Below are 15,598 nucleotides of genomic sequence, written 5' to 3'. Positions count from 1 at the left end.
CCCGGTGGAGCCCCATATGAGATACGCAAGACTGACGCCAGGACATGGCTTCAAGCCCGCCAACAGTTTCTTGTACTACCTCCAGCGCATCATCGTTTCACCGCCCCTGCGCGGCCTGTGCGTGCGCCTGTTCCGCAACTGGATACGGGTGCGCCACGGTAAGCGCGCACCCGTGCCGGCACGCACGCAGTTGCTGGACGGCCTGCACGCCGAAGGCTATGCGGCGCTGGGCAACGTGCTGACCACTGCCCAGTGCGATGACATCCGGGCTTACCTGGCCGACAAGATCCTCACGGACCGGCAGGACGATACCTCCACCTTCACGCTGGCCCGGGTGCCGCCGGCGGCGCGGCTGGCGGAATACAGCTTGCGCGACATCGTGCGCTGCCCGCATATCCTGGCGCTGGCCAACGACAGCCGGCTGCTCGAACTGGCCGAGCGCTACATCGGCTGCAAGCCCACGATTTCCCAGCTGGGCGTGCGCTGGTCGTTTCCCGCAGCCGGCCAGCGCTCGGACCTGCAGACGTTCCACCGCGACTCCGAAGACTGGCGCTACTTCAAGGTGATCGTCTACCTGACCGACGTGGGACCGGATGACGGCCCGCACGTGTATGTGCGCGGCACGCACCGGACACGCGCACCGGTACGGCTGAAGATCCAGTCCGATGGCGAAGTGAGCCGCGAATACGGCGAGGAGCGGCTGATCATGGCGGTCGGCGAGCGCGGCTTCGGCTTTGCCGTGGATACCGCCGGCGTGCACAAGGGGTCACCACCCGTCGGCAAGCCCCGCCTGATGCTGCAGATTCAGTACTCGCTGTTTCGCAGCTATGCCTATGTGTATGAACCGGAACCGTATGCCGGCCCCTTCCCTTTCGACCCCTACATCAACCGCCTGATCCTGGCCTGACCGAGAGACCTTGCTGCCCATGACGACAATCGAAATCAACCTGCCGCGCGACCTGGCCGAAGAGGCCGGCGAGATGGGCCTGCTGAAATCGCAGGTAGTGGCCGAACTGCTGCGCGACGAAATCCGCCGGCGCACCTTTTCCGACCTGTTGCAGCACGGCGGCTATGCCGCCAACGGCCTTGCCGCAGTGGACGAACCGGATCGCACCGCGCCGTCCCGGCGCCGGAAGGGCTGAGCAGCGCCCAGCCCTGCCTCTCGGACGTCAACACTCGAACGTCAACATTCGAACGTCAACCCTCGAACGCCAACCCGCGAACGTCTACCCTGATCCTTCAATCCGGCGCACGCCCGACCGTTGCGCCGGGCACCAGCACCGGCTGCCACAAGGCCTGCAATTGCGTCGCCGGCACGCCGTTCAGCAGTGCCAGCAACATCTCTCCCATCTTCGTTCCCGCCGCACCCGCATCGGGCTGGTCGATCGTCGTGACATCGAGGCCGGCCAGCCCATCGGCCATGCGCCCCCAGACGATCAATGACATGTCGCGGCCGATCGCGATGCCGGCGTCCAGCAAGGCCCGCACGGCGCCGACACCGGACAAGTGGTTGTCGACGATGACCGCGGTGGGCGGCGGGTCGGTCGCCAGCAGCCGCCGCATCGCTTCATGGCCGCCGCGCCGGTCGATCGCCGCTTCGATCACGTGTCCGGGTGCCGGCTGCAGGCCGGCGCCCGCCATGCTGGCAATGAAGCTGTCGCGGCGCTGGCGCGCGAAACTGAGCATGACGGGTGAGCCCAGCAGCGCGATGCGGCGATGGCCCTGCGCCACCAGCGCATCGACCGCAGAGCGGATTCCGGCGGCGTTGTCGTAGTCGAACCAGGCGTGCGAAGCGGCGCTCGCGGTACGGCCGTGGGCCACGAATGGAAAGCCGGCCTCCAGCAGATAAGCGATGCGCGGATCGTTCACCTGCGTGCGGCTGACGATCAGACCGTCCACCCGGCGCCCCTGCACCATCTGCTGGTAGGAGCGCAGTTCATTGGCGGGCGACACGGGCACGATGATGAAGTTCATGCCCGCGGCTTCCAGTGCGGCGGAAACACCGCCCACCACGTCCAGGAACATCGGATCGCCGAGGTCCGCCGGCAGCAGCGGGTAAATGATGCCGAGCACGTTGCTGCGGCCGACCGCGAGGTGGCGCGCCACCGGGTTGGCGCGGTAGCCGCTGGCCGCGGCCGCGGCCAGCACACGCTCGCGGGTGGTCTCGGAAACTTCGGGGTAGCCGTTCAGCGCACGGCTGACGGTGGTCTTCGACATGCCGAGCGCGTCGGCCAGGGCTTTCAGGTTCATGCGGGGATGGTGCCGGGCGGCCGTCAGTGCTGGCCGCCGATTATAGCGGACGCTTCATAGCGGACACTTCATAGCGGACAGCTCATCGCGGACAGTTCATGGAAGATACTTCGCCGCCGCTGGCCCCTTCGACGGCACGGCGGAAGAAGAACAGCATCACCAGCACGATCGCGATCGGCACCAGGGTCAGGTAAAAAGCGAAGTGGCCGCTGAAGGCGCCGAACACATAGCCGGTGACCAGCGAACCGGTGGTGCCGCCCAGTGCCGAGAAGATCACGAGCAGGCCGGTCATCGCCGAATGCTGGTGCGGCGGCAGCGAACTGAGCATCACTGAATTGATGCCCGGGTAGATCGGTGCCATGAACAGGCCGATCAGCGGGAACAGGAATGCCGCCGGCGGCGCCGTGAACCATGTGACATCCGGATTCGCGGCCACGCCATGTGTCAGCGGCAGGGCGAGCAGCACGACGGCGGCCATGCCGACCAGGCAGCCGTTCATGACCGGATACCAGTGCACGCGCCGCAGCAGGACGCCAGCCGACAGCCGGCCCGCCGCCAGGCACGCCGCGAAGATGCTCGTCACCTGCACGCTCATTGCCGCGGGCAGCTTCAGGATCTCGTTGTTGAACGTGGGCAGCCAGGTGCCGACGCTCTGCTCGATCAGCACGTACAGGAACGCGGTGACGACGAAGATGCAGACCAGCGGCTTGAAAAACAGCTTGAGCATCGCGGCGAAATCCTGCGCGGGCGACCGTTCGGCCGGCAGCGCGGCGAGCCGTTCGTCGAACGTGGTGGTGGCCAGCAGCACGAACGTGACGGCGCACAGGGCGGCCAGCGGCCAGTACACGTTGAGCCAGCTGCGCGACGCCGGATCGCTTGAATCGATGAAGAAGCTGAACATCCAGTACGCGCACAGCACGCCGACCATGAAGAACCCTTCCAGCGTGTTCATCATGCCCGCATGGTGCTTGCGGCTGGTGGCGATCAGCCCCAGCGTGGAATACACCGATACCTTGGTCAGCGCGAACGCCACGCCCACCGACAGGAACAGCAGCTTGGCCGTGGCGAACCCCGGCACCAGCGGCATCGCCAGGCATGCGCAGGTGACGATCGCCAGTCCGATCAGCATCGCCCGCTTGTAGCCCAGCCGTGGCAGGAACGAGGCGACCAGGAAGGACACGATCGCGATCGGCAGGTCCTTGAACCCTTCGAGCACGCTGGCGGCGGACTTGCCGACGCCATAGTTGCTGATGACCTGCAGGATCACCGTGCCCACGCTGTTCAACAGGATCGCGAAGACAAAGTAGATCAGGAACAGGATGAACAGGATGCGGCGCCGTTGCATGGTGTCTCCTTGGTTTTGCTTGTTATTTGCTTGTTATCGTTGTTTTATCGGTGATGGCGGTTCAGGGGATACGGAACGCCGTCAGGTCCGGTATCACCACATTCGCCGCGGCCAGCACGCGCGGATCGCCGACGCCCACGGCATACATGCCGGCCGCCTTGATGGAGGCGACGCCGGCCACCGCATCCTCCACGCCGAAGCAATCGCCTGGCGCCACGCCCAGTTCTCGCGCCGCCTTCAGGAAAATCTCCGGATCCGGCTTGCCCCGGGCGATCGTGCCGGCATCGACGACATAGTCGAAGCGGTCAGTGATGCCGAGGCGGTCCAGTACGGTAAAGGCATTGCGGCTGACGGACGCCAGGCCGATCTTCAGCCCGGCGGCACGCGCCGCGTCGAGCGCCGCGGTGGCGCCGGGCAGCAGGTCGGCGGGCGTCATCGTGGCGATCAGCTCCTTGTAATGCTCGTTCTTTTCCGTGGCCAGCGCCAGCTTTTCGGCATCGGTATAGCGGCGCGGCGATGCGGCAAGGATCAGTTCGAGCGATCCCATGCGGTCGATCCCCTTCAGGTGTTCGTTGAACGCTTCGTCGAAATGCACGCCCTGCGTGTCGGCCAGCCGTTTCCAGGCCAGGTAGTGGTAGCGGGCGGTGTCGGTGATCACGCCATCGAGGTCGAAGATCACGGCCTGGTACCGCTTCATTCCACGGCTCATGCTGGTGGTTATGCTGCTGGTCATGCTGCCTCCATGTGTTCAGGCTGGGCGGCCGTCAGTGCGATCGCCTTGCCGTGGTGGGAAAAATGCAGGGCATCGCCCTGCACCAGGCGGTAGCGGGTGCCGGCCGCCGCGACGCCGACTTCCAGCAGGCAGCCGCGCAGGTGGATGCGGAAGCGGTAGCCGCGCCAGCGTGCCGGCAGCGTGGGCGCGAACCGCAGCGTGCCGCCGTCGGTGCGCATGCCGCCGAAGCCCTGCGCGACACCCAGCCAGGTACCGGCCATGGCGGCCGTGTGCACGCCATGGCAGGTATTGCCGTGGGTGTCGTCGAGGTCCATGCGCGCCGTTTCCATGAAGTAGTCGTACGCCTTGCCGGCATAGCCCACCTCCGCCGCCACGATGGAAAAGATGCAGGAGGACAGCGACGAGTCGTGCGTCGTCACCGCTTCGTAGTAGTCGAAGTCGCGGCGCTTGTCGTCCAGCCCGAAGCGGGACGACAGCAGCAGCAGCGCCAGCACCACGTCGGCCTGCTTGCACACCTGGTGGCGGTAGATCACCATCGGGTGGTAATGCAGCAGCAGCGGATAGTTTTCCGCCGGCGTGTTCTCGAAATCCCAGCGCTTCTTGGACAGGAAACTGTCGTCCTGTTCATGGATGCCCAAGGCCTCGTCATACGGCAGGTGCATCTTCGCGGCGGCGCTGCGCCACGCTTCCGGCTCGCCTGCTTCCAGCGCCATCGCGCTGGCGATACGGCTGAAGTCCGCAGGGAATTCGGTCGCCAGGCGGGCGGCCAGTGCGGCGGCGAATTCCAGGTGCGCCTGCGCCATCGCATTCGTGTAGTAGTTGTTGTTGACGAGGGCCGTGTATTCGTCGGGCCCCGTTACTTCATTGATGACGAAGCGGCCGTACCGGTCGATGCTGCCGATGCCGAGCCAGATGCGCGCCGTCTCCATGACGATCTCGGCGCCGTGCGCGCGCATCCAGTCGTCGTCGCCGGTGGCGTCGAGGTACTGGCGGATCGAATAGGCGATATCGGCATTGATATGGTATTGCGCGGTGCCGGCCGGGAAGTAAGCGGAGCATTCTTCGCCGGCGATGGTGCGCCACGGGTACAGCGCGCCTTTCGGGTGCGACATCTGCCGCGCGCGGCGGCGTGCGGCCTCCAGGCCGGCCCAGCGGTACTCCAGCAGCGCGCGGGCAATTTCCGGCTTGTTGTACAGGAAGAAGGGGAAGATGTAGATTTCCGTATCCCAGAAATAATGGCCTTCGTAGCCCTCGCCTGTCACGCCCTTTGCCGAGATGTTGGTCTTGCCGTCGCGCCCCGCCGATTGCAGCAGGTGATACTGGTTGAAGCGGATGCCTTGCTGCAGCAGGTCGTCGCCATCGATTTCCACGTTGGCCTGGCGCCAGAAATCGGCCAGATAGCCGGCCTGCCGGGCTGCCAGGGCATCGAACCCGTCGCGCCGCGCTTCGTCGAGCAGCGCGCGGCTGCGGGGCAGCAGCTCGCTTTCCGGATAATCGCGCGACGTGTGATACGACACGTACTTGGTGGCGCGCACCGGCTGGCCCTGTACGGCCGGCACCTCGCAGGCGTCTTCGAGACGCAGGCCGGCACGGCTGCACCGGACGGTGCCCGGCGCGTCCACCAGGGTGGCGCTGACCAGCGTGAAGCCGCTGTTGCGGGTGCGCTGCACGAGCGCGCTGAAGCCGTCTTCCTGTTCGGCCGACAGCAGTTCCAGCGATGCCCCCGACACTGCCGAGCCCACGCGCGGGTCGTCGCCCGCTTCCAGGTTGCGCACGGCGCCATCGAGGGCGGCAACGATGCGCAGCGTGCCGGAGAAGTTCAGTGGCATCACCGTGACTTCCAGCGCCAGCAGGTGCTTGTTGTCGAAGCAGACCACGCGCCGGCTGTGGACGGCGATCGATTTGCCGGAAGGCGATGTCCAGCGCAGCGACCGTTCCAGCACGCCGCGGCGCAGGTCGAGCGACCGTTCGTAGGCGTCCAGCGTGCCCTGCAGCGGGTCGAAGCGTTCCTCGTCCAGCCAGATGGCCAGGCCCTTGGCGTTGGGCACGTTCAACATGAACTGGTTGGTCTTCGCCAGCGCATGGGCCGTTTCCGGATAGTGGATCGGCTCCGACTCATAGAAACCGTTCAGGTAGGTGCCGTCGCGCGAGGTGCCGGCGGGCCCGCTCCAGCCCTCCTCGGCCGTGCCGCGCACGCCGATATAGCCATTGCCGAGGGCGAACAGCGTCTCGTGCAGGAAATGGGTGGCAGGGTCGGGCGCGGTTTCGCGCAGGCACCATGGGTCGGGGGCAAAGCGTTGCTTCGGTGGTTGGATCACAGGCTCCTCACTCATTCAAACCGGTTTGGATAACTGCGCCACAGCGGGCGATCCGCCGTGCGGCAGCGCATTCGTTACATCGTCACATCAGGTCAGGTGTGCCGCACCATCAGGGTCGTGGGCAGCATTTCGGAGACGGCAGGCTGGCCGTTCATCAGGTCCAGCATTTTCTTTGCCAGCAGCACGCCGCCATCGCGCAGGTACTGGTGCACCGACGTCAACGGCGGGATGAAGCTTGCCGCGCCCGGGGTATCGTCGTAGCCGATGACGGAGACGACTTCCGGCACGCGCAGGTCTTTCTCGGCCAATGCCCGGATCGCGCCCATCGCCAGCAGGTCGCTGGCGGCGAACACGCCATCGAAGGGCTGGTTTTTTTTCTTCAGCAGGGCGGAAATGCAGGCAAAGCCCGCTTCAAAGGTAAATGCCTTGGGCCGCATGATGTGCACGCTGCCCTGGCCGCCCAGCGCATCGATGAAACCGGCGCAGCGTTCCTGCACTTCGGCATGGTCGACATCGCCGAGGAAGACCAGCCGGGTGCGGCCCTGCTCGAGGAAGCGCTGCGCCGCGCTGGCGCCGCCCTTGCGGTTGTCGCTGCCGACCACCACCGTGTCCGAACCGGGTTCGGGCGCGCCCCAGACGACCAGTGGGCGGCCGGTTTTCTTCAGCGCCGTCACTGCTTCGCCATGCGACCCCTGGCCCAGCAGGATCAGGCCGTCGGCGCCCTGCACCGGTGCCGTGTCCAGCAACTGCTTCGACGTCAGCACGACGCTGTAGCCCGCCGTCGTCAACTCCTGGGTGATGCCACCCAGCAACTCCAATGGATAGGGATCGGACATCGGCCGGCCCTTCGCGGGTGTCATTTCTACAACAACCGCGACGGAATACGATCGGCCCATGCGCAGGTTGCGAGCGCTCACATTGAAGCGGTAACCCTGTTCTTCGGCCACGCGCCGCACTTTTTCGCGGGTGGCTTCCGTCACCAGCGGGCTGTTGCGCAATGCCCGCGACACGGTGATCGTGGAGACGCCGGCCAGCGCGGCCAGGTCTTCCATCGTCAATCCGGTCTCGGTCTTCGCAGTGGCCATGGGTCGTCCTGAAGGAAAAGGTCGGCGCATTATGACAGATCGGCCACGCTTGTCACGCAAAATGACATCGATAGCATTTCGATTGACATCGATGTCATTTTTGCGTTTCAATGTTTGCACGATGGCCAGATGGCCTGACGAATACACGGCAGCGCCGGTTCCCGCCAGCGCATTGTCCGGAGACGACAATCCCTACAAGAAAGCACCCCGCCATGAACAACAGATTCCTGCTGTCCTCGATTTCCCTCGCCATTCTTGCGCTGGCCAGCCAGGCGCGCGCGGCCACGCCGCAGGAGACCCCGGCCCCGCCCGCCGTGCAGGACACGGCCGGTGCTTCGGGCGCCGGAGCGCAACAGGGCAGCGATGCAGTGCAGACCGAAATCCAGCAGGTGGTGGTGACCGGTGTCGCCACCGGCGGCGTGCGCAAGCTCGACTCGGCGTTTTCGATCACCACCGCGAGCGAGGAACAGTTGCGGCAGGCCGCCCCGATCAGTACGGCCGATATCCTGAAGCTGGTACCGGGTGTGTATGCCGAAGCCACGGGCGGCCAGTCCGGCGCCAATATCGAAGTGCGCGGCTTCCCGTCCGGTTCCGACTCGCCCTTCGTGTCGGTGCAGTTGATGGGTAACCCGATCTACCCGGTGCCGACGCTGTCGTTCTTCGAAGGTTCCTCGGCATTCCGCCTGGATGACACGGTCGAGCGCGTGGAAGTGTTGCGTGGCGGCCCCAGCACGATCTTCTCGAACGGCCAGCCAGGCGCGACGATGAACTTCATCCTGAAAAAGGGCACCGACACGCCGGAAGGCTCGATCCGCTTCTCGACGGGCACCGGCGAACTGCGCCGCATGGACATGTTCTATGGCGGCAAGATTGCCGACAACTGGTATGGCACGGTGGGCGGTTTCTACCGCAACACCCGTGGCGTGCGCGATGCCGGCTTCCCGGCGGACAAGGGCAGCCAGATCACGGCCACGCTGACGCGCAAGCTCGATGCGGGCGAAGTCACGTTCTATGCGCGCCGCACCGACGACAAGAACGCGTTCTACACGGGCGTGCCGCTGATCTCGGCGAACGAGGGCCGCACCATCACGGAATTCCCGGGCTTCGATCCGCTGACGGGAACGCTGATGAGCGGCGAGATGCGGCGCTTCACGGTCGAGGCCGGCCCAGGGCGTACGCTGGACTATGACCTGGGCGATGGCCGCGGCTTGAAGTCGACGGTGTTCGGCATCGATTTCGCGCAAACCATCGCCGGCTGGAGCGTGTCGAACAAATTCAATTACTTCGATGGCGACCTGAACACCATCGCCATGTTTACCGGGAACAATCCGCTGTCGATGGGCGCTTACCTGTCCAGCGCGCTGGCCACGCACCGTGGCGCCGTGCCGGGCCGCACCGCCACCGCCGCCAGCGCCACCTACCTGGATGGCACGCCGGTCGGGGACACCCAGCAGGTGGTGCAGGCGGGCCTGTGGGCCGTGGAAAAGCAGCTGCAATCGGCCACCGACGAGATCCGTGTCAGCCGCGAATGGATGAAGGACAACACCGTCACGATCGGCGGCTACTTTGCCAGTTATTCGTCGGATGACGTCTGGTACCTGGGCAACAGCCACCTGATGACGGCCGTGCCGAATGCCCGGCTGATCGACGTCCGGCTCGACAACGGCGTGATCGTCTCCAACCAGGGCAAGGAAGGTCCCGTCAATTTCGCGCCCATCGCATCGTATGACGGCAGCAATACCGCACTGTTCATCGCCAACGAATGGAAGGTCAACGACCGGATCAAGGTCGATGGCGGCTTGCGCCGCGAGCGGCAAAAGCTCGATGCGACGGTGTCGCGCCTGACGACCGGCGATACGGACAACAACCCGCTGACCGTGTACAACAACGGCACGTCGATGCCCACCGGCGCGAATACCGCGCTGACGCGCACCGATTCGGCCACGTCCTTCACGATCGGCGGCAATTTCAAGCTGGGGCGCGATGCCAGCGTGTTCGCCCGCGCCAACAAGGGCCACACCTTCGTGGCGTTCGACGACCTGCGCAATGCCGGCACCCAGGCCAACGTCGACGACCGCGGCCTGTTGCCGACGCCAACCATCGAACAGTTCGAGATCGGCTTCAAGACGGCGACCCCGCTGTACAGCGCGTACGTGAATTACTTCCGCACCGATTTCGATGGCATCGCCTTCCAGCAGATCCTCGCCGACGGGACGCTGCTGAACTCCGTCAGCGGCTCGAAGGGCCATGGCGTGGAATTCGAACTGGGCCTGCGCCCGGTACGCGACCTAACGCTGACGCTGACGGGCAACTGGCAGGATTCGGAATACAAGGACAATCCGGTCACGGCGGGCAAGCGCGTGCAGCGGCAGCCGAAACTGCAGGGACGCTTCACACCGTCGTACCGCATTCCGATGGGCGACAATGAACTGCGGGTGTATGGCACCTACACGTATATCGGCGAACGCTGGGCGGACCAGGCCAACCTGCAATACCTGCCTTCCTACAAGACCGTCGACGCCGGCGCCGTGTTCCGGCTGGGCGAGAAGATCGAGTTCCGCGTCAGCGGCAACAACCTGTCGAACGAACTGGGCCTCACCGAAGGCAACTCGCGCCTGACCACGGGCGGCAGCGGCCCGATCAATGCCCGGCCGCTGTTCGGCCGCACGTGGGAAGCGTCGGTCATGTACCGGTTCTAAGCGTTTTCATCGAGAACTGTCCCAGGAGCCTGTGCGGATCCAAGGCCGCGCGCTTCGTTCTCGCTTTTGGCGGCCCGCGGGCCGCTTTTTTTATGGCGCTGGCTCACTGCCGGCCGTGCGAGCGGCGACGCCATGCAGCAGGGAGCTCCACAGCTCGCGATGACCGTCATCGGGTTCCGCGAGCGCCAGGCTGGCGCGGGCGCGCGTCATCGCGACATACAGGAAGCGCTTCTCTTCGGCCAGGTTCGCCGTGCGGGGGAATTCGCCCCGCTCCAGGTACGGCAGGATGACGTGATCCCATTCCTGGCCCTTGGCCGCCCTCACCGTGGTCAGCACGAGCTGGGCACGATGGCGCTGGGCATCCGTGCGGGCCGACAGCTTGCCCTGCCGGCTGCGCAGTTCGGTCAGGAACTGCGCGATCGACATCTTGCCGCACGCCTCGGCGAACTGGGTGAAACTGCGGATCGACCTGACCGCGGAATCGGCCTCGCTGCGCCTCGGCACCGCCCTGCCGACCGCGGCAGGCAAGTCCACCATCCGCTGGACCGCCTGCAATGCCGCCGCCGCCGTGGGCAGGCTGGCACTGTTCGCCGTCAGTTCCGCGACGCAGGCTCCGAAGGTGGCTTTCCAGTTCCGGGTGAGCTGGCTGTCCGTTTCCCGGTGCGTGGCCACGATGCCGTCGAAAAACCATCGCAGCGCGGACGGTGTCCCCTGCACTGACTCGATCGCTTCTTCCAATGGCGTCTTGCGTGGCGACCGGCCCGTCTTCATGTAGTCGACCTCGAATTGCTGCCGGTCGGCCGGCATCGACACGAAGGCCGCCAGCGCGCTCACCATGGCCTGCACGGTCGATGCATCCTTTTCCAGCGTGTCGTAGTGGCCGCTGACGATGTGCAGCAAGGCGCGCATGAACAGGATCTCCGGGCGCAGCAGGTAGGACACCACGTCTTCGCAGCGGTACGGAATGCGTGCATCGATCAGGGCGTTTTCGATGTCGATGCTCTGGTCGTCATCGCGCGTGATCACGGCGATGTCGGACCATTGCACCCCCTGCTCGGCCTCGTGCACTTTCCTGGCGTGCGCAATCACCGCCGCCGCACAGCTGCCGGGAACCGGTGGCACGTAGCGCAGCTTGTGCTGCACCGTATGCAGCCCTTCGAACGACTCCACCTGCCGGGACGTAAGGCGGGAAACGGCACGCGACACGGCTGGTCCGAAGCGGCGCGATCTGCGCAGCGGGAAGCGCACCGCTTCCGGATACGCGGCCAGGAACGTCTCGGCGGAAAAGCGCAGCTCGGCGCCGCGCGCTTCGTCGATGACCTGGTCGCGGTCGCCGACGACGACCAGCCTGCCGCGCCGTTTCAGCAGGGCGATCAGCTTGAACTCGGCGGCGTTCACGTCGTGCCATTCATCGACGAGATACAGCGCCGCGTGCCACAGGTGATCCAGGGCGGCCGGATACAGGGCCAGCAGGCGCACGAGGTCCGGCACGAAGTCGTCTTCCGCCTGCCAGGCGAACTCGCCGGGCGACGGTTCGCGCAGCCGTTCGTACTCGGCGCAGATCTCGATCAGTTGCACCGGCAGATCATGTTCTTCGCTGATTTCATGCAGGTCGACGGAACGGAAATCGTCTTCCGTGAACTGGTGCGTCTTCAGGGCCGCCTTCAACTGCCGCAGCACTTGCAGCAGGTGATCGATGCGATCGGTGCTGTGCTCGATGCCGAAGTCGAAGTCGGTGGCGATGCCGGCGCGCTCGTAGCGCTGCCAGACTTGTTCGGCGGCCTGCACGAGCCGCTCGCGCATCTCCCGCCCGGTGATCCGGGGCGGCAAGTCCAGCATGCCTGCGCTCTTGAGCTTGTTCAAATGGCGCAGCGCATGGTCGCTGACGGTACTGACGACGAGCCCCGCTGGCGCGCCCTCTTCGGCGAGCTTTTGTGCGAAACGCTTGCGGGCACCGGCCGAAAACGCCAGGCACGCGATCGCGGCGGGCGCCAGGCCGCGGGCGCAGGCGTCGCGGGCGATCATGGCCATCGTGGTGGTCTTGCCCGCGCCGGCCACGGCATCGATGTGCACCACGCCGGCCCGGGAATGGAGGATGTCTGCCTGTTCGGGGCTGGGGGTGTGCGCCATGGGGTTTCCTTGCTGTCGGTCGTGACGATTTCGCGCCGCCGCACGGGAATGCGGCGGGTCGCCGGCGCCACTATACGTGATCGCCACCCCGAGGCGAAAACGTCCGGAACCCGGCGCCCTACAGCACGGCGGCGTTTTCCTGCACGGTACGCCACCACCGCTGTGGCGCGCGGGGCGCTTCGAGCGACAGCGGCGCACCGATGACGGGCGTGGCCAGCGACTGGCCGTGCTGGTCCGCCAGCGCGGCAATCCGCTCCAGCGGCTCTTGCCAGACGTGGAAGGCCAGGTCGAACGTGCCGTTATGGATCGGCAACAGCACATTGCCGCGCAGGTCCATATGCGCCTGCAGGGTTTGCTCCGGCTGCATGTGCACGTCCGGCCATTGCTCATCGTAGGCGCCGGTTTCGATCATCGTCAGGTCGAACGGGCCGAAGCGGTCGCCGATCGCCTTGAAGCCGCGGAAGTAACCGGTGTCGCCGCTGAAGAAGACGCGCCGGGTGGCGCCCGCGATGACCCATGAGCACCACAGCGTGCTGTTGCCATCCGACAGGCCGCGACCGGAGAAATGCTGTGCCGGCGTGCACGTGAGCTCCACATTGCCCAGCTTGATGGAACGCCACCAGTCCAGTTGCCGTACCTTGCCAGCCGGGATCCCCCATTTCACGAGGCGGTCGCCAACGCCGAGCGGTGCGATGAAGTGCGCGGTCCTGGCCGCCAGTGCCAGGACCGCGGCCCGGTCGAGGTGATCGTAGTGATCGTGCGACAGGATCACGCCTTGCAGCGGCGGCAGGTCGTCGAGCGCCACGGGTGGTGCATGGAAACGGGCCGGGCCCAGCCAGCTGAACGGCGACGCACGGCGCGCGAATACGGGGTCGGTCAGCCACAGCCCACCTTCCAGCTTCAGCAGCACGGTCGAATGCCCGAGCCGCCACACGGTCTGGTCCGGGGCTGCTTCGATGGCGGTCCGCGTCATCGCCTGTACCGGGATCGGCATGGCCGGAATGGTTCCGGCCGGCTTGTTGAACAGCGCCCGCCACATGATCCCCAGCATCTTGCCCAGGCTGCCGCGCTGCATCCGCGCCGGGTTTCGGAAACGGCCCTTGTGGACCTGGGGCGAGACGTGGGCGGTAGTGGTTTGCATGGGAATCCTTTTGGCAGGGGCGGACAATGGCTTGGCACATTGCACTACGTTGTTCACTACACCGGCATAATAAGTACACTACACAGTGTAGTTTGCAGTGTAGTCCGCGATCGGTAAAAAGTAAACTACCCGGTGTAAAATGGCGGCATGACGACTTCCCGCCTTACCGACCGCAAGCGTGCCGCCATCGTGCAGGCGGCGATCGCCGAATTCCGTGCCAATGGCTTCGATGCCACGTCGATGGATCGCGTGGCGGCCACCGCCGGGGTATCGAAACGCACCGTGTACAACCATTTCCCCAGCAAGGACGACCTGTTCGCCCAGATTCTCGAAGAGCTGTGGGATTGCAGCGCCAGTGCCGCCCCGGCGCTGTACCGCGCCGACCAGCCGCTGCGGACGCAACTGATGGAGTTGCTGCGCCAGAAGGTGGCGCTGCTGCGCGATCCCTATTTCCTCGACCTGGCGCGCGTGGCGATCGCCGAAGCGATCCATACACCCGAACGGGCACGCAGCATGGTGGCGAAGCTGTCGGAAAAGGAAGAAGGCGCGGCGGCGCTGCTGCGCGCTGCCCAGGCGGATGGCAAGCTGAAGGCGGGCGATCCAGCGTTCATGGCCACCGTGCTGCAGGGCCAGCTGAAGACGTTTGCGTTCTGGCCGCAGGTGGCGATGGCCCAGCCGGGACTGGACGAGGCGCAGGAGACGGCGGTGGTCGAGACGGCCGTCGACATGTTCCTGTGCTACTGGGGCGCGTGAGCACCTGGCAGCCAGGCGGAGTGCCTTGGCCGCGGCCGGATCGCGCGCTCAGCGCAGGTCCGCAAACCTCGCCGCGTAGATGGGAGGCAGGTGGGCCGAGATGGCTTGCCAGCTGCTTCCTTCATCGTCCGACAGCCACAATCCCCCAGTCGTCGATCCCATCAGCAAGGTAGCGCCATCACTGGCCACGGCCAGGCCATGCCGGTAGACCAGATCGTAGCAATCCCGTTGTGGCAGGCCATCGCGCGCCGTATCGAAGGTAGTGCCGCCGTCGCGCGTGCGGTTGACGGCCAGCGCCGCCCCGACCGGCACCCGCTGCTGGTCGGCAATGGCGGGTACGAACCATGCCGTATGGCCATCGGCGGGATGCACGGCGACGGCAAAGCCGAACGACGACGCCGGCGCTTCCACTTCTTCCCAGCGCTGGCCATTGTCCACCGAGCGCCAGATGCCGCTATGGTGCTGGCACCACAGCACATCGGGCATGCCGGCACAGCGCACGATGCGGTGTGGATCCTGCGCCGCGCCATCGTGAACCAGTTCCGGCGGCATGTAGCGCGCCGCCATGCCTTGCGTGCGCAGCGACCACGTTTCACCGCCGTCGCTGGTCAGCCATGCGCCGCCGCAGGAAACGCCGACCAGCACGCTGGCGCTGTCGCGCGGGTCGACGCAGATGCTGTGGATACCCGGCGTGTCATAGCCGCCGCCGAACCACTGCGCCCGCCCGGGGACGTTCCACAACGATTCGACCAGCTGCCAGCTGTCGCCGCGGTCGTTCGAGCGGAACAGGCCGCCTGGCAAGGTGCCGGCCCACAGTACACCAGGCTGGTCGGGACCCCCGGCTTCCAGCGCCCAGATCTGCTTCATGGTCCAGTCGGTCTTGTCGTCGCTGCCCTCCGGCTTGGGCGGATAGACCGGTACGGCGACTTCCGTCCAGGCCGCGCTGCCGGCATCGCGCCGGTGCAGCTTGGCGCCGAAGTGGCCCAGGTTCAGCGCCGCGTAGGTGGCGCCGTCGCGCCCGTCGTGCAGCACGATCGATACCGGATCGCCGGGAAAGTGCGGTGCGGACAGGCGCCACGCGCCCTCCTCCCTGGCCAGTTCGAACAATCCCTTGCGGGTAGCGATGAATGCTTGCGCCGTCATG

At 65.9% G+C, this 15,598-nt stretch carries 12 protein-coding genes; 4 read left to right on the top strand and 8 right to left on the bottom strand.

What is annotated here, in order from left to right; all coding sequences use genetic code 11:
• Window positions 1–16: 16 nt before the first annotated feature.
• Complete coding sequence (locus OU994_RS02890; RefSeq protein WP_281609562.1) at window positions 17–907, top strand: phytanoyl-CoA dioxygenase family protein; 891 nt, start codon at window positions 17–19, stop codon at window positions 905–907.
• Between the two features lie 19 nt (window positions 908–926).
• Window positions 927–1,142, top strand: coding sequence for a hypothetical protein (locus tag OU994_RS02885; RefSeq protein ID WP_281609561.1), 216 nt, complete (start codon window positions 927–929; stop codon window positions 1,140–1,142).
• 97 nt (window positions 1,143–1,239) lie between these two features.
• Here OU994_RS02885 and OU994_RS02880 read toward each other — a convergent pair whose 3' ends face one another.
• From OU994_RS02880 to OU994_RS02860, 5 genes are all read right to left on the bottom strand, one after another.
• Entirely contained in the window at window positions 1,240–2,250 is a 1,011-nt protein-coding gene (locus tag OU994_RS02880) for a substrate-binding domain-containing protein (protein ID WP_281609560.1), read from the bottom strand.
• Window positions 2,251–2,332: 82 nt separating this feature from the next.
• Window positions 2,333–3,595, bottom strand: coding sequence for a sugar MFS transporter (locus OU994_RS02875; protein ID WP_281609559.1), 1,263 nt, complete (start codon window positions 3,593–3,595; stop codon window positions 2,333–2,335).
• 61 nt (window positions 3,596–3,656) lie between these two features.
• A complete protein-coding gene (pgmB, locus tag OU994_RS02870) occupies window positions 3,657–4,328 on the bottom strand; it encodes a beta-phosphoglucomutase (RefSeq protein WP_281609558.1) in 672 nt (223 codons plus the stop codon).
• Window positions 4,325–6,646 (bottom strand): glycoside hydrolase family 65 protein, encoded by a 2,322-nt coding sequence (locus tag OU994_RS02865; protein WP_281609557.1) that lies wholly within the window; start codon window positions 6,644–6,646, stop codon window positions 4,325–4,327. The genes pgmB and OU994_RS02865 overlap by 4 nt, the downstream gene beginning before the upstream one ends.
• A gap of 92 nt (window positions 6,647–6,738) precedes the next feature.
• The gene (locus OU994_RS02860; protein WP_281609556.1) at window positions 6,739–7,731 is read right to left on the bottom strand and encodes a LacI family DNA-binding transcriptional regulator; all 993 of its coding nucleotides are present in this window, start codon (window positions 7,729–7,731) and stop codon (window positions 6,739–6,741) included.
• A gap of 212 nt (window positions 7,732–7,943) precedes the next feature.
• Here OU994_RS02860 and OU994_RS02855 point away from each other — a divergent pair, with 212 nt between their 5' ends.
• Window positions 7,944–10,430, top strand: coding sequence for a TonB-dependent receptor (locus OU994_RS02855; protein ID WP_281609555.1), 2,487 nt, complete (start codon window positions 7,944–7,946; stop codon window positions 10,428–10,430).
• Window positions 10,431–10,520: 90 nt separating this feature from the next.
• Here the strand turns inward: OU994_RS02855 and OU994_RS02850 are convergent, their stop codons facing one another.
• Both OU994_RS02850 and OU994_RS02845 read right to left on the bottom strand, forming a co-directional pair.
• A complete protein-coding gene (locus OU994_RS02850) occupies window positions 10,521–12,560 on the bottom strand; it encodes a 3'-5' exonuclease (RefSeq protein ID WP_281609554.1) in 2,040 nt (679 codons plus the stop codon).
• A 118-nt stretch (window positions 12,561–12,678) separates the two neighbouring features.
• A complete protein-coding gene (locus OU994_RS02845) occupies window positions 12,679–13,701 on the bottom strand; it encodes an MBL fold metallo-hydrolase (protein ID WP_281609553.1) in 1,023 nt (340 codons plus the stop codon).
• Between the two features lie 147 nt (window positions 13,702–13,848).
• Between OU994_RS02845 and OU994_RS02840 the strand changes: the two genes are divergently transcribed.
• Window positions 13,849–14,454: a TetR/AcrR family transcriptional regulator gene (locus OU994_RS02840; protein ID WP_281609552.1), complete on the top strand. Its 606-nt coding sequence runs from the start codon at window positions 13,849–13,851 to the stop codon at window positions 14,452–14,454.
• Window positions 14,455–14,502: 48 nt separating this feature from the next.
• On the opposite strand, the gene OU994_RS02835 is transcribed toward OU994_RS02840, so the two are convergent.
• The gene (locus OU994_RS02835) at window positions 14,503–15,597 is read right to left on the bottom strand and encodes an exo-alpha-sialidase (protein ID WP_281609551.1); all 1,095 of its coding nucleotides are present in this window, start codon (window positions 15,595–15,597) and stop codon (window positions 14,503–14,505) included.
• Window position 15,598 lies beyond the last annotated feature (1 nt).

It is taken from the genome of Pseudoduganella sp. SL102 (assembly GCF_027856995.1).
GTDB lineage: Bacteria > Pseudomonadota > Gammaproteobacteria > Burkholderiales > Burkholderiaceae_D > Rugamonas > Rugamonas albidiflava.
Note: the sequence above shows the minus strand (reverse complement) of the source record. Positions and strands in the feature narration are given on the sequence as shown.